The sequence below is a fragment of the Halegenticoccus tardaugens genome, from assembly GCF_004116405.1.
Taxonomy (GTDB): domain Archaea; phylum Halobacteriota; class Halobacteria; order Halobacteriales; family Haloferacaceae; genus Halegenticoccus; species Halegenticoccus tardaugens.
This window is the reverse complement of record NZ_SDIC01000001.1, coordinates 751,238-765,582: the sequence shown is the minus strand read 5'-3', so window position 1 is coordinate 765,582 and position 14,345 is coordinate 751,238. Positions and strand designations below refer to the sequence as shown.

The following is a 14,345-nucleotide window of genomic DNA, read 5'->3' as shown; positions in this document are numbered from 1 at the left end:
TCACGTTCGAGCCCTGATCGGCTCGCGGTCGCGTTCGAGTTCCCCGGGCCGGACGTCGAGGTCGACCCGGAGCGCCTCGATGGCCTCCTCGGGCTCCGTCTCCGAGTCGAACACCCGCGTGAAGCCCATGGCCGCGAACCGCTCGCGGGTCTCCTCGAGGTCGTCCTGCCCGACCGCGAGGTTGCCCCCGATGTACGTCGTCAGGTCGCCGAGGTCGGCCGCCGCGAGCTTCTCGTGAAAGCCACGGCAGTCCTGCGCGGCGTGTCCGTACAGCGAGGAGACGAGGACCGCCTCCGCGTCGTGTGCGAGCGCCGCCTCTACGAACTCCTCCTGGGAGGTCTGCACGCCGAGGTTCACCACGTCGAACCCCGCCGCGTCGAACGCCTGTTCCAGAATCGTGATTCCGACGACGTGCGCGTCGGAACCGATGACGCCGAGGATGACTGTTCGCGGCATTCAACATGATCAACCGTGATGTTAGCCATAAACCTAACGATTTTTCATGATAATACTCCTAATACACCTTTGTCACCCGGTGTGCCACTTACACGCATTCTTCATGATCAATAGGGAAGATTTTTGGTCCGCATCGTCCACGGCCACCCCATGGGCGCACTGACAGACCTCCGCGTGCTCGATGTGACACAGGTGCTCGCCGGCCCGTACTGCACGATGCTCCTCGCCGACCTCGGCGCGGACGTGGTGAAGGTCGAGCGTCCCGGCGGCGACCTGATCAGGCCGAACCCGCCGTTCGTCGACTCGACCGACGAGCCGTACGGCGGCTACTTCCAGAGCGTCAACCGCGGCAAGCGGAGCCTCGAACTCGACCTCGGGAGCGAGTCGGGCCGCGCGGACTTCCTGTCGCTCGTCGAGACGGCGGACGTGGTCGTCGAGAACTACCGCGCCGGGACGATGGAGCGGTTCGACCTCGGCTACGAGACGCTCCGCGAGCGCAATCCCGGCCTCGTCTACGCCGCCATCCGCGGGTTCGGCGACCCGCGAACGGGCGCGACCGACCGACAGGGCCAACCCTCGTTCGACCTCATCGCGCAGGCGCTCGGCGGCGTGATGGAGATCACGGGCCACGAGGGCGGCCCGCCGACCAAGGTCGGCCCCGGCATCGGCGACCTCTTCACCGCCGCGCTCAACGCGGTCGGCGTCCTCGCGGCGGTCCACCACCGCGAGCGGACGGGCGAGGGGCAGTTCGTCGACACCGCGATGTACGACAGCATCGTCAGCCTCTGCGAGCGGGCCGTCTACCAGCACTCCTACGCCGGCGAGCCGCCGACCCGCCAAGGGAATTCGCACCCGACGCTGTTCCCCTACGACGCGTTCGAGGCCGCCGACGGGCACGTCGTGATCGCCGCTTTCGGCGACAACCACTGGCGGGCGCTCTGCGAGGCCATGGATCGGCCGGACCTCGCAGCAGACTTCTCCGACGCGTCGGCCCGCCTCCGGAACCGCGACGCGCTCCGCGAGGAGATCGCGGCGTGGACGCGGGAACGCTCCTGCGAGGCGGTGACCGACGCGCTCGTCGGCTCCGTCCCCTGCGAGCGCGTCCAGGACACGGCCGACGTGTTCGAGGACCCGCACGTTCGAGCGCGGGACATGCTCGTCGAGGTCGAACAGCCGGGAGCCGACCGGCCGGTGACGATCGCCGGCCAGCCGATCAAGATGACCGCGACGCCGACGGGTCCGGAGGGACGCGCGCCGCTCCTCGACGAGCACCGGGAGGAGCTGCTCGGCGAGCGAGCCGAGGGTCGGGCGGCGGACGACTGAGGGCGGTCGAGGGTCGGGCCGGCGAACGACGATCGAGCTACCGAAAGATCACGCCGTCGAACGTCCCGGTCAGCACCCGATCGCCCGCCTCGTTTCGACAGACCACGGACGCGTCGAGGTCGACGCGATCCGCCGACGCCGACTCATCGACGCGCTCTATCGTCACCTCGCAGGCGATCCGCTCGCCCGTGTAGACGGGGCGGCGGAACTCGAACGTCATCGAGCGCGCGAGCACGTCCAGGTCGCCGCCGATCTTCGTCGGCAGGGTCGCTGTCAGCAGGCCGTGAACCACCAGCCGGCCGTCGTCGTCCGATTCGACGTGGTGCTCGCCCCGATCGTCCGAGAGGTCGGCGAACGCGCGGACCTCCTCGGCCGTGAACGTCCGGGCGTGGGTCAGCACCTCGCCCTCGCGCGGGATGTCGGTCGTCGCCATGACGTGCGTTCGCTCGGGCGGGCGCGGGAAGTATCGTTCGGCGGGACGGGACGTTCGGACTCGAACGTCGGCGGGACGGCTCACACGCCGATGTACTTCTCGTTGATCGTCCACTCGCCGCGGTCGTCGCGGACGAGGTACTCGCCGTAGTAGGGCACCCGGTTCGACACGACCTCGCGGAACGCCTCGCGGATCTCCTCCTTCGTCATCTCGCCCATCGGCCGGAGGTCGTCGTTGCGGTTGAGACACCCCTTGAGGTAGCCCTCGTGGGTCACGCGGACGCGGTGACAGTTCGCGCAGAAGCGCTCGTTGCCGACCGGGTCGACGATCTCGACCATCCCCCCGTCGGACGAACCCGACGCGGTTCCGCTCGCGTCGCCGCCGATCCAGTACCGCCTGCGGCCGTGCATCTCGCGCGTCTCGACTCGATCCGCGATGTCCGCGAGCCACCCGTGGACCCGTTCGATGTCGATGTTCCACTCGGGCTTGCCGGTGAGTTCGGGCATGTACTCGATGAGCTGGAGCTGGAGCCCGTCGTTCTCGGCGACGTGTTCGACCATCCCTTCGACGTACCCCGCCGTGTGCTCGAACACGACCATGTTGAGCTTCACCGGGTCCAGACCGGCGTCCAGCGCGGCCTTCACCCCCTCCAGCACGCGGTCGTACGCGCCGGATTTCGTGATCTCCGCGAACGCCTCCGGATCGAGCGCGTCCTGCGAGACGTTCACCCGCGCGAGGCCGGCGTCCTTCAACCCCTCGGCGCGGCCGGGCAGGAACGTCCCGTTCGTCGTCAGCGACGCCTCCATCGAGTCCGGCGTCCGACGGACGATCTCCTCCAGATCCTCCCGGAGCATCGGCTCGCCGCCGGTGAACTTCACCTTCCGAATCCCGAACTCCTCGGCGACTTCGAGAAAGCGCACCACGTCGTCCGCGCTCATCTCGTCGTCCTGCGCGTCCATTGGCCCGCGCGTGTCGCCGAGCCCCTCGTTGTGACAGTAGACGCAGTCGAAGTTGCACCGGTCGGTGAGAGAGATGCGAACCCCGGTGACCTCACGGCCGAAGTCGTCCGTCAGCATTCTACCCGAACGTTCGTGCGAACGCGCTTAAATCAGCGGGCGAAATCGGCGGTTTGGTAACTGAAATCGGTTACGTGCTGGCGCGTGCGTTACGGTTCGGGGGGACGAAGCGCCGCGAGAACGCGCGGAGATCCGCGGCGGTTTCGCCGCCCGCCGGAACGACGACACCCGCGCCTCCCGGAAACTCTTTGCTTCGCCCGGCAGACCGCTACGGTATGATCGACGAGACCATCGAGGAGATCCGGGAGATGCAGACCCACAGCTCCTCGGTTGTCGCGGTGAAAGCCACCAGGTCGCTGGAGGACCTGCTCGACCGGGAGTACGCCACGGTCGAGGAGTTCGAACGCGACCTCGAACACAACGCGGGGGCGCTTCGTCGGGCGAACCCCTCGCACGCCTCGCTGTACAACGCGATGCGGGAGGTGATCCGGAGCGTCGTCGGCCGGGCCGACACCGTCGAGTCGGCGAAGAAGGTGACCCGATCGACCATCCAGCGCGTCGTCGCCGACGTCGACACGGCGAAGCGAAAGGCGGCCGAGAACGCGGCCGAAACGTTCGCCGACGGCGAGACGTTCCTCACGCACGACTACTCCTCGACGGTGCTCGAAGGGATCGAGACGGCGGCGAGCGGCGGGGCGAACCTGACCGCCTACGTGACCGAAGCCCGCCCCCGATATCTGGGTCGCAAGACCGCCCGCACCCTCTCCGCCGTCGACCGCGTCGACGCGCACCTGCTGGTCGACGGCGCGTCCGGTCTCTTCCTCGAAGAGTGCGACCGCGTCATCCTCGGCATGGACTGCATCGTCGACGACACCCTCTACAACCGCGTCGGGACGTTCCCGCTCGCCGCCACCGCCGCGCGGGTCGGCGTCCCCGTCTCCGTCGTCGGCTCCGGCGCGAAGGTGATCGAGGACGGCTTCGCCTTCGAAAACGAGTACCGCCCGCCGAGCGAGGTGCTGCTCGAACCGACGGAGGGAATCGAGATCGAAAACCCCGCCTACGACGCGACGCCCGTCGACCTCATCGACGAGGTGATCACGGACGAGGGCGTCCACGAGTACTGACCCCGCGCGCTCGTCGCGCAGATGGCGCGATCGGACGAAGGGGGAAGCGGCCGCTCTCCTACGCGAGACTGACCCGCTCGCCGCGCTCGTCGCTCCGTTCGACGGCGTCGAGCACGCGCTGGACCCGGTAGCCGTCCTCGAACGAGGGGGCGAAGTCCGAACCGGCCGCGATGCTCGACAGGAACTCGTAGTTCTCGTGGACGAACGTGTGCTCCCAGCCGAGGACGTGCCCCGGGGGCCACCAGTGGTCGACGTACGGGTCCGACTCGTCGGTGACGAGGATCGTCTCGTAGCCGCGCTGATCCGGACCCTTGTACTCGAGTTCGTTCAGCCGTTCGAGCGAGAACTTCAGGCTCCCGTCGCTGCCGTTGATCTCGATCGTGTGGTCGTTCTTGTGCCCGTCGGCGAACCGGGACGCCTCGAAGTTCCCCATCGCGCCGCTTTCGAACTCGACCAGCGCGGCGTAGGCGTCGTCGACCGTGACCGGACGGCTGTCGTCCTCCCCTTCGACGGGCCGCTCGTCGACGAACGTCTCGAGGTGGCCGCTCACCTCCCGGATTTCGCCCGTCCGTTCGCCGACGAGAAAGCGCGCGAGGTCGATCGTGTGCGCGCCGAGGTCGCCGAGCGCGCCGCTTCCGGCGAGTTCCTCGTCGTTCCGCCAGCTCCACGGCGCGCCGGGATCGACGAGCCAATCCTGTAAGTACCGCCCGCGGACGTGCCGGATCTCGCCAAGGTCGCCGTCGTCGACGAGCCGCTTCGCGTACCGGATCGCCGGGACGAAGCGGTAGTTGAACGCACAGCCCGCGAGCGCGTCGCTCTCGGCCGCGGCGTCGCGCATCGCTTCCGCCTCTTCCAGCGTGGGCGCGAGCGGCTTCTCGCAGAAGACGTGCGTCCCCGCTTCGAGCGCCGCGATGGACGGTTCGGCGTGGACGAAGTTCGGCCCGAGGTTGTAGAACGCGTCCACCTCGTCGACCACGTCCTCCCAGTCGGTCGCGACGCGCTCGAAGCCGAACCGGTCGGCCGCCTCGCGAAGCGGCTCCTCCTGCCGGCCGATCAGGGTGTGCCGCTCGACGGCGGGCGCGTCCGGGAAGAACATCGGCAGGCGGGCCAGCGCGTTCGAGTGGGCCTTACCCATGAATCGGTACCCGAGGACGCCGACGGCGAGGGGATCCGTGGCGCTCATTCGGCCCAGTACGCCTCCCCGGGGGTCGTCTCGAACACGGAGCGCTGCAGGACCTCGATCGCCTTCTCCAGTCCCTCGCGGGAGGAGGTCAGCGAGTCCTCGTGTTCGATGCTGAGCGCACCGTCGTAGCCCACCATCCGGAGGGCGCTGACGACGTCCTTCCAGTGCTCCTCGCCGTGGCCGTAGCCGACGGAGCGGAACAGCCACGAGCGGTCGATCTCCTCCGTGTACGAGGTGGTGTCGAGTACGCCCTTGAGCCGCGAGTTCGCGCCGTACACCTTGGTGTCCTTCGCGTGGAAGTGGTGGATGGCGTCGCGCTCGCCGAGGAAGCGGATCGCCTCCGGCACGTCGATACCCTGCCAGTAGAGGTGCGAGGGGTCGAAGTTCGCGCCGATGCGCTCGTTCGTCGCCTCCCGCAGTCGCAGCATCCCCGACGGCTCGTAGACGAGCATGTTCGGGTGCATCTCGATCGCCACGTCGACGCCGTGGTCGTCGGCGTGATCCGCGAGGTCCCGCCAGTACTCCGTGGCGACCTCCCACTGGTACTCGTGGGCGTCGGCGTGCTCGGTCGGCCACGGCGCGGTGATCCAGTTCGGCACCTCGTCGTCCGGGCCGCCCGCCGGCAGGCCGGAGAAACAGGTGACGGCGTCCACGTCGAGCTGGGCGGCGAGTTCGATCGCCTCCCGAAGCTCGCCGTCGGCCCGCGACGCCCGCTCGTCGTCCGGGTGCAGCGGGTTGTTGTGCGTCGCGAGGGCGCTCGCGTAGATTCCGTACTCGTCGAGCAGGTCGCGCAGCTCCGCCTGCGCTCCCTCGTCGTTCAGATGGCGTTCACGGTCGACGTGATCTTCGCCCGGGAAGCCGCCGCAGCCGAGTTCGACCGCGCCGACGCCGAGCCCCGAGAGGTAGTCGAGCGCGTCTTCGAGCGATTGGTCCCCGAGGGGGACGGTGAGTACTCCGACGTCCATGCGGGGGCTACAACAACTCTCCGAATAAAACTTCAGGATCTCTCGGGCGTTTCGGGGGACGCGGTCGGCCGCTCAGCCCTGTTCGAGCGTCGGCCTCTGTTCGAGGTCGAGGGCGATCGCCCTTCCCTCCTCGGAGGAGCGGTAGATCGCGTCGATGACGCGCTGGACCGACAGCGCCTGATCCACGGTGTTTCGGCCCGGGTGCTTGCCCGCGGCGACGGCGGCGATGAAGAGCTCCTGTTCGGACTTGTGGGTGTCGTTCGGCTGCGTCTCGATGTTCGTGTCGCTCAGGTGGTCCGTGCCGCCCTTGTTCGACTCGAAGATCGTGAGCGCGTGCTCCGCGCGGTCGAAGCGCGCTCCGGCGTCCGTCCCGCGGATGATGAACTCGTCGTTCGTCGGGCTGTTCGTCGCCCACGCGACTTCGAGCGAGACCGACTTGCCGTCCGCACACCGGATGAACGCGCTCGCGGAGTCCTCCACGTCGAACCCCTCTGCGCCGGTGTCGTCGCCCCACATCTCGACGTACGCGTAGTCCTCTCGGTTGCCGAACTGCGAGCGGGTGACGCCCGACACTTCGACGATCTCCGGGAAGTCGAGAAAGTACAGCGCGAGGTCGATCGCGTGGACGCCGATGTCGATCAGCGCCCCGCCGCCGGAGACCTCCTTGCTCGTGAACCACGAACCGCGCCCGGGGATGCCGCGGCGGCGGATGTAGTTCGCCTCGACGTGCTGTAGCTCGCCGAAGCGGCCGGAGCGCTGGTAGTGCTTCAGCACCTCGACCGGGTTCGCAAAGCGGTTGTTGAAGCCGACCATGCAGAAGCCGTCGGCCGCGCGCGCGGCGGCCGCGATGCGCTTTGCGCTCTCGATCGAGTGCGCGAGCGGCTTTTCGAGGAGGACGTCCAGCCCCGCCTCCAGCGCCGCGATCGCGTACTCCTCGTGAAAGCGGTTCGGCGTCGTGATGACGACCGCGTCCGCCTCGGCGAACAGCTTCGACGCGTCCTCGAACGTCTCGACGCCGTACTTCTCCGCGAATCGACGCCGCGCGTCCGCTTTGATGTCCATTCCTCCCACGAGATCCGCCCGCAACTCCAGGAGGCGGTCCGCGTGATAGTGCCCGATGTTTCCAAGGCCGACGATGCCGACCCTGACTGGTTCGCCCGAATTCATAGTCGTTCGCGTTTCACTACTCCAGTTGTTAAGTGTCTCGTTACGCGATGCCTCAGTATAGCTGCCGTTCTCGGTCCTCGCGTTCCTGTTCCTTTTCTTTCTCCTCTTTGATGCGCCGACGCCCTCGGAGGAACTGTCTGCCTTTCGGGATGTAGAGGTTCTTCACGTCCAGCGCGAACGACACGATGCCGTACACCCAGAAGAAAAACAGAACGGTCATGCCGCCCAGGTACGCCCATCCGAGTTCGGTAACCATTCTCAGTCGTCGCTTTCGGCCTCCGTCTCCGTAACACCTTCGGCTTGCACGGGCTTAACCAGCCCGTGTTGGATCGCCTCGCCGGAGGCCGTGTCGAACAGGTGGACCCTGCTCCTGTCCAGCACCACGTCGACGCGCTCGTCCTCCGAGATCGTGCTGTCGGGGTCGACGCTCATGAGCAGCTGATCGGACGTCTCCTCGGCCTCCATGCCGATCTCCGCGTCCTCCGACAGCAGGAGGTACACGAAGATCTCGTCGCCCATCGGCTCCAGCACGTCGGTGATGGTGTCGATCGTCGCCGACGGGTCGGTGACCGACTCGCGATACTCGGCGAGGTGGACGTCCTCGGGGCGGATGCCCAGCGTCGCGTCGATCCCGACCTCGACGCCGAACTCATCCGGGTCGAACTCGACGGCGAAGTTCTCCGACTCGAAGCCCTCGTCGGTGATCGTCCCGTCGACGAAGTTCATCGAGGGCGAGCCGATAAAGCCCGCGACGAACAGGTTCGACGGTTCGTTGTAGCAGGTGAGCGGCGGATCGATCTGCTGGAGCTGACCGCTGTCGATCACCGCGATCCGGTCGGACATGGTCATCGCCTCGGCCTGGTCGTGCGTCACGTAGATGATCGTCGTTTCCAGCTCCTTGTGGAGGCGCTGGAGTTCGGTGCGCATGTGGACGCGGAGCTTGGCGTCGAGGTTCGCAAGCGGCTCGTCCATCAGGAACACCTCGGGGTTGCGGACGATCGCGCGCGCGATGGCGACGCGCTGGCGCTGGCCGCCGGACATCTCGTCGGGCATCCGGTCGAGCATCCCCTCCAACTGGACGATGTCGGCCGCGCGCTCGACGCGGCGGTCGATCTCGTCCTTGTCGTAGTCGCGGAGGCGAAGCCCGAAGCTGATGTTGTCGTAGACGTCCATGTGGGGGAACAGCGCGATGTTCTGGAACACCATCGCGACGCCCCGATCCTTCGGGGGGTAGTTCGTCACGTCGGTCCCGGCGATGTACACCTCGCCCTCGGTGGGCTTCGTGAGGCCGGCGACCATCTCCATGGTCGTCGACTTGCCGCAGCCCGAGGGGCCGACGAGACAGACGAACTCGCCGTCCCGGACGGTCATGTTCATGTCGTCGACAGCCGTTACGTCGTCGTATCGCTTCGTTACGTGTTCGAGTTTAACGTCACCCATTGTGTATCACTCCTTGAGGGCTCCCGCGGTGAGGCCGCTTACGATCTTCTCCTGCGCGACGATCACAAGTATGGCAACGGGGAGCACACCGATAATACTCGCGGCTGCCATGAGATTGTACAGCGTACGGTACTGCGTCTGGTACTTTATCAGTCCCCACAACATCGGCGCCCAGCTCTGGTACTCGCCGTCGACCATCAGGTACGAGAAGAAGAACTCGTTGTAGACGCCGATGAAGGTGAGCACGGCCGCGGTCGCGACGCCGGGCGCGGACAGCGGGACGATCACGCGGAACAGCGCGCCGAGCCGGGTCGTCCCTTCGACGCGGGCGGCGTCCTCCAGCCCGTCGGGAATCTGCGCGTAGAACGTCGTGAGGATGAATATCGCGAGCGGCAAGAACAGGGCGCTGAACGGGAGGATCAACGCCGAGGGGGTGTTGAGGAGCCGCGGGAACTCGAAGGCGAAGCCCCCGACGCTCAGGAGTTCCTGTCCGGCGAAAAGCTGGTACAGCGGCAGGAAAAAGGCCGCCGGCGGGAAGTACGAGATCGCGAGCACGATCAGCATCAGCGGCCCCCGACCCGGGAACGTCAGGCGGCCGAAGACGTACCCCGCGAGGCTCGCGATGAGCAGCACGATGATCGTCGTGACCGTCGCGAGCACGAAGCTGTTGAACATGTAGAAGTGAAACGGCACCTGCTGGAACACCTGAATGAACGACTCCGGGTTGAAGCCGCGCGGCCAGAACGGCATCTGGTAGATCAGGTTCTGCGGCGTGAGCGCGATGACGAGCAGCCAGTACAGCGGGAACAGCGTCGTGACGCCGAAGAAGATGAGCGCCACGTAGAACAACCCGCGGTACACCTTCTCGGGGTTGCTTATTGCGCCGTTGACCCAGCGCGTCATCGGTCCCTGACTCGTGTCTTCGGTTTTCGTTGCCATGTCAGACGCCCTCCTGTGCGTATTTCACGATGTATATCGAGACGACGACCGCGATGATGCCCGCCGTGACGAACGCGACGGTCGACGCGGTGGCGATGAGGTTCGAGTCGAAGTACGTCGTGACGACGAGACACGACAGCGACGGCACGACCTCACAGCCCGCGACCGTCTCGATGAGCCCGTAGACGCGCAGGGCGTCGATGGTCCGAAACAGCATCGCGACGATGACCGTCGGCAGCACGAGCGGGAAAGTGATCAGTTTGAACTGCTGCCACTTCGTCGCGCCGGCGACCTTCGCGACGTCGTAGAGGCTGCGGTCGACGCTCTGGAGGCCCGCGAGGATGAGAAGCGCCATGAACGCGGACGTCTTCCAGATGTCCGCGACGACGATGATGAGAAGCGAGTCCGTCGTGTTGATGAAGGGTTGACTGGAGAGGATCCCGAGGTTCTGGAGCGGCGGCGTCGCGAAGCCGATGTCGGGGGCGAAGAGCAGGTAGAAGATCATCCCCTGGATGGCGATCGGGATCGCCCACGGGATGATGATGACGACGCGCATCCACCGGCGGCCGCGGAAGTCCTGATCGAGCACGAGCGCCTGCCCGAACCCGATGAGGGTCTCTGCGAGCACCGTCACGATCCCGAAGACGAACGTGACGATGAGCGCGCTCTCGAGCGGCTGGCTCAGGTCGAGGAACGGGTTGCGCAGCAGGTTCGAGTTCGCGCCGGTGAGCAGGTCGACGTAGTTCTGGAACCCGACGATCTCGCCGAGGCCGCCGGTCGCGCGCGAGTCCGCGTGCAGCGACATCTCGAACGTGCTCAGCAGCGGCCAGATCGCGATCAGTCCCAGGATGAAAAACACCGGGAGCAACAGCAGATACGCGAACTGCGTTTCGTTCAGATTCTCGAGCCACCTGACGGCCGTCGCGTACGGTCCGGACCGTTGGCTCTCGCGGAGCGGTCCACTTCCTTTTTGTTCCGTACTCATTGTTCTCCTCCGTTATCCCGATTGCTCGATGGATTCGAGTTGGCTTTTGAGCGCGTTCATGGCGTCTTGCGGCGTCTTGTCGCCGGCGGCCGCGGCGTTGACTTCCTCGGCGATGGCGGACGACTGGTCCGACCAGACGACGGTCACGGGCCGTGGAATCGCGTTCTGCCCCGCGACCTTCAGCGTTTCCATGTGATCGCCGATCCCTTCGACCTCCGACGCCTTGTTCGACTCGAACAGCTTCGGCTTCGGCGGCAGCCACCCCTGAATCTCCATGAGCGTGAGCTGGAACTGCTCCGTCATCGCGGCCTGCATGACCTCGAAGACGGCGTCTTTGTTCTCGGTGTTGGGGTTGACGGTCATGTGCCACCCGCCGAGCGCCGCGGCCGTGCCACCCGTCCCTTGCGCCTGCGCCTCGCCCTCTTCGACCGCGTACGGGATCGGCATCACGCCGAGGTTGTCGCCGTGGACGTCGTCGGCCGAGTTCTCGACGATCGCGTACGGCCAGTTGCGGTTCGCGACCGCGTCGCCGTTCAGCATCGGACCCAGCGAATCCTCCTCCTGCCACGAGAGGATGTTTTCCGGGGCGATCCCGCCGGCGTAACCGTCGAGGGATTCGCTGTCGTTTTCGCCGTTGATGAACGTCCGCACCATCCGGATGGCGTCGAGGACGGGCTGTTCGTCGACGGTGATCGGCCGGTCGCCGACCGGACCGAACAGGTTCTTTCGGCCGCCGAAGTACGCGCCGCCCCACGAGGTCATGAACTCGTTGAACGTACAGCACGCCGTCCCCTCGTAGATGTCGAACTGCGTCGTGAATCCGTACCGCGTCCCCGTCTGCTCCTGAGTGTCCTTCATCACTTCGGCGAACCGCTGCCAGGTCATCGGCTCGGTCGCCCAATTTTCGCCCTCCGGATCGTAGCCCGCCTCCTCGACCAGGTCCTTGCGGTACTGGATCGTCGGGAAGTCGGGGAACATGGGAACGCCGAAGAGGTTCCCGTTACCGTCCTGCGCCGTGCTGACGCTCGCCTGGAAGTACTCGTTTTTCACCGTCTGGACGGCGTCGCCCGGCATCTCCTCGCTGAGGTTCAGGAGCTGGCCGCGCTGGATGAACGGGACGGTCCAGCCGCTGTCCATGAGGAACATGTCCGGCGTCGTCTCCTTGGCACGGAGCAGCTGATTGTACTTGTTCTGGCGCTCGCCCGTGTCCTGACTCCCCGGGTTGAGTTCGACGGAGATGTCGTCGGACAGGCCGTTGTCGTGCAGCGCCTGCTTGATCGCGTCGCCGTTGTCCTGCGTCGCGGTGGGATCGAAGCCCCACACGACGGTCGAACCGCCGCCGCCACCGCCGTCGCCGTAAATACACCCCGCGAGACTGCCGGCGGCCCCCGTCGCAGCGGCGGCCTTCACGAAGCTGCGGCGTGACACTCCGCGCCGACGTTTGTCCTCATGTAAGTCACAGTCAACCATTACAGTCTTCTGCTTCGTCTACGTATTATTTATAATTTCGGGAAAAATTACTACCACTGTTGTAGTGAATTAGTTATCACAAATATTTCGGTTGAAATTGTATGCTCAGAATCGTATAAATACGCGTGAAAAACGCGTCTCGGGACGTCCGTGATCGGATTTCGGCGTCGATCTGGATCGAGAACGAGCCGACAAAATGGGAGACGTGTCACGTCCCTCGAACCGCGAGGGAGCGGGCGGGCGGGTCGGAGCGGCTCAGCCGGACTGTTCTATCGATTCGAGCGTGCTCTTGAGCGAACTCATCGCGTCCTGCGGCGACTTGTCCCGGGAGACGGCGGCGTTGACCTCTTCTGCGATGGCGGACGACTGGTCCGGCCAGACGACGGTCACCGGTCGCGGGATCGCGTTCTCGCCGGCGACCTTCAGCGTCTCCATGTAGTCGCCGATCCCTTCGACCTCCGACGCCTTGTTCGACTCGAACAGCTTCGGCTTCGGCGGCAGCCACCCCTGAATCTCCATGAGCGTGAGCTGGAAGTCCTCGGACATCGCGGCCTTGATGACTTCGAGCACCGCGTCTTTGTTCTCGGTGTTGGGGTTGACGGTCATGTGCCACCCGCCGAGCGCCGCGGCCGTGCCGCCGGTCCCTTGCGCCTGCGCCTCGCCCTCCTCGACCGCGTACGGGATCGGCATCACGCCGATCTTGTCGTGGTCGACTTCCGCGCCGACCTCGACGATCGTACCCGGCCAGTTGCGGTTCGCGATCGCGTCGCCGTTGATGATCGGACCCTGCGAGTCCTGCTCCTGCCACGAGAGGACGTTCTCGGGGACGATGCCGCCCGTGTATCCGTCGAGCGCCTCCTCGTCGTCCTCGCCGTAGATGAACGTCCGCATCATCCGGATGGCGTCGAGGACGGGCTGTTCGTCGACGGTGATCGGCCGGTCGCCGACCGGACCGAACAGGTTGTCGACCCCGCCGAAGTACGCGCCGCCCCACGAGGTCATGAACTCGTTGAACGTACAGCACGCCGTCCCCTCGTAGATGTCGAACTGCGTCGTGAACCCGTACCGCGTCCCGGCCTGCTCTTGGACGTCGGCGATGACCTCGGAGAACCGCTGCCAGGTCATCGGCTCGGTCGCCCAGTTGTCGCCCTCCGGGTCGTAGCCCGCCTCCTCGACCATATCCTTGCGGTAGATGACCGACGGAAAGTCGGGGAACACGGGAACGCCGAAGAGGTTCCCGTTACCGTCCTGCGCCGTGCTGACGCTCGCCTCGAAGTACTCGTTCTTGATCGTCTGGACGTCCCCGTCCGACAGCTCTTCGCTGAGGTTCAGGAGCTGACCCCGCTCGATGAACGGGATGGTCCAGCCGCTGTCCATGAGGAACATGTCCGGCGTCGTCTCCTGGGCCCGAAGCTGCTGATTGTACTTGTTCTGACGGTCGCCCGTGTCCTGACTCCCCGGGTTGAGGTTGACGGTGATGTCGTCGGATAGACCGTTGTCGTGCAGCGCCTGTCTGATCTCCTCGTCGCTGTTCTGAACCGCGACCGGGTCGAAGCCCCACACGACGGTCGTCCCGTCTCCGCCGCCGCCTCCGCCGCCGTAGATACAGCCCGCTAGTCCCGTTGCGATGCCCGCCGCGCCGGTTGCCTGCACGAACCGACGGCGCGACACGCCGCGCCGACGTTCTCCGTTTCCTAAATCACCATCGACCATTACAGTCTCCTCGTAGACCCACCCGTTATTTATATTTTTGGTAGAAATTCACTACCACTGTTGTATCACTTTAATTGTGTCACGTTCTGAATGAATAATTTCACCCTTTTCGTCAGCTCGCACCGTCACTC

Annotated in this window: 13 protein-coding genes and 1 pseudogene; 2 read left to right on the top strand and 12 right to left on the bottom strand. The window is 65.8% G+C overall.

What is annotated here, in order from left to right; genetic code table 11:
• Window positions 1-456 carry a methylaspartate mutase subunit S gene (gene glmS, locus C3L37_RS04030; RefSeq protein WP_129113322.1) on the bottom strand — a complete coding sequence of 152 codons (456 nt, stop codon included), beginning with the start codon at window positions 454-456 and terminating at the stop codon, window positions 1-3.
• 150 nt (window positions 457-606) lie between these two features.
• On the opposite strand from glmS, the gene mct reads away from it, so the two are divergent.
• Window positions 607-1,779, top strand: coding sequence for a succinyl-CoA:mesaconate CoA-transferase (gene mct / locus C3L37_RS04025; RefSeq protein WP_129113321.1), 1,173 nt, complete (start codon window positions 607-609; stop codon window positions 1,777-1,779).
• A gap of 37 nt (window positions 1,780-1,816) precedes the next feature.
• Here the strand turns inward: mct and C3L37_RS04020 are convergent, their stop codons facing one another.
• Together C3L37_RS04020 and moaA are read right to left on the bottom strand one after the other, a co-directional pair.
• Window positions 1,817-2,212, bottom strand: coding sequence for a dehydratase (locus tag C3L37_RS04020; RefSeq protein ID WP_129113403.1), 396 nt, complete (start codon window positions 2,210-2,212; stop codon window positions 1,817-1,819).
• An 80-nt stretch (window positions 2,213-2,292) separates the two neighbouring features.
• Entirely contained in the window at window positions 2,293-3,288 is a 996-nt protein-coding gene (gene moaA, locus C3L37_RS04015) for a GTP 3',8-cyclase MoaA (RefSeq protein ID WP_129113320.1), read from the bottom strand.
• Window positions 3,289-3,503: 215 nt separating this feature from the next.
• Between moaA and C3L37_RS04010 the strand changes: the two genes are divergently transcribed.
• Entirely contained in the window at window positions 3,504-4,352 is an 849-nt protein-coding gene (locus C3L37_RS04010; protein ID WP_129113319.1) for a translation initiation factor eIF-2B, read from the top strand.
• Window positions 4,353-4,410: 58 nt separating this feature from the next.
• Here C3L37_RS04010 and C3L37_RS04005 read toward each other — a convergent pair whose 3' ends face one another.
• From C3L37_RS04005 to C3L37_RS03965, 9 genes and pseudogenes are all read right to left on the bottom strand, one after another.
• Entirely contained in the window at window positions 4,411-5,535 is a 1,125-nt protein-coding gene (locus tag C3L37_RS04005; protein ID WP_129113318.1) for a Gfo/Idh/MocA family protein, read from the bottom strand.
• Window positions 5,532-6,500 carry a sugar phosphate isomerase/epimerase family protein gene (locus tag C3L37_RS04000; protein WP_129113317.1) on the bottom strand — a complete coding sequence of 323 codons (969 nt, stop codon included), beginning with the start codon at window positions 6,498-6,500 and terminating at the stop codon, window positions 5,532-5,534. Before C3L37_RS04000 ends, C3L37_RS04005 begins: the two co-directional genes overlap by 4 nt.
• 72 nt (window positions 6,501-6,572) lie before the next feature.
• Window positions 6,573-7,703: pseudogene (locus C3L37_RS03995) on the bottom strand (Gfo/Idh/MocA family protein); the annotation flags it as partial.
• Window positions 7,704-7,719: 16 nt separating this feature from the next.
• Window positions 7,720-7,923: a hypothetical protein gene (locus tag C3L37_RS03990; protein WP_129113315.1), complete on the bottom strand. Its 204-nt coding sequence runs from the start codon at window positions 7,921-7,923 to the stop codon at window positions 7,720-7,722.
• A gap of 2 nt (window positions 7,924-7,925) precedes the next feature.
• Entirely contained in the window at window positions 7,926-9,107 is a 1,182-nt protein-coding gene (locus C3L37_RS03985) for an ABC transporter ATP-binding protein (protein ID WP_129113314.1), read from the bottom strand.
• A gap of 6 nt (window positions 9,108-9,113) precedes the next feature.
• Entirely contained in the window at window positions 9,114-10,046 is a 933-nt protein-coding gene (locus C3L37_RS03980; protein ID WP_129113313.1) for a carbohydrate ABC transporter permease, read from the bottom strand.
• Window position 10,047: 1 nt separating this feature from the next.
• Complete coding sequence (locus C3L37_RS03975; protein ID WP_129113312.1) at window positions 10,048-11,031, bottom strand: carbohydrate ABC transporter permease; 984 nt, start codon at window positions 11,029-11,031, stop codon at window positions 10,048-10,050.
• A 12-nt stretch (window positions 11,032-11,043) separates the two neighbouring features.
• Window positions 11,044-12,501, bottom strand: a complete 1,458-nt coding sequence (locus C3L37_RS03970; RefSeq protein WP_129113311.1) for an extracellular solute-binding protein — start codon at window positions 12,499-12,501, stop codon at window positions 11,044-11,046.
• Between the two features lie 255 nt (window positions 12,502-12,756).
• A complete protein-coding gene (locus C3L37_RS03965; protein WP_129113310.1) occupies window positions 12,757-14,214 on the bottom strand; it encodes an extracellular solute-binding protein in 1,458 nt (485 codons plus the stop codon).
• Window positions 14,215-14,345: the final 131 nt, after the last annotated feature.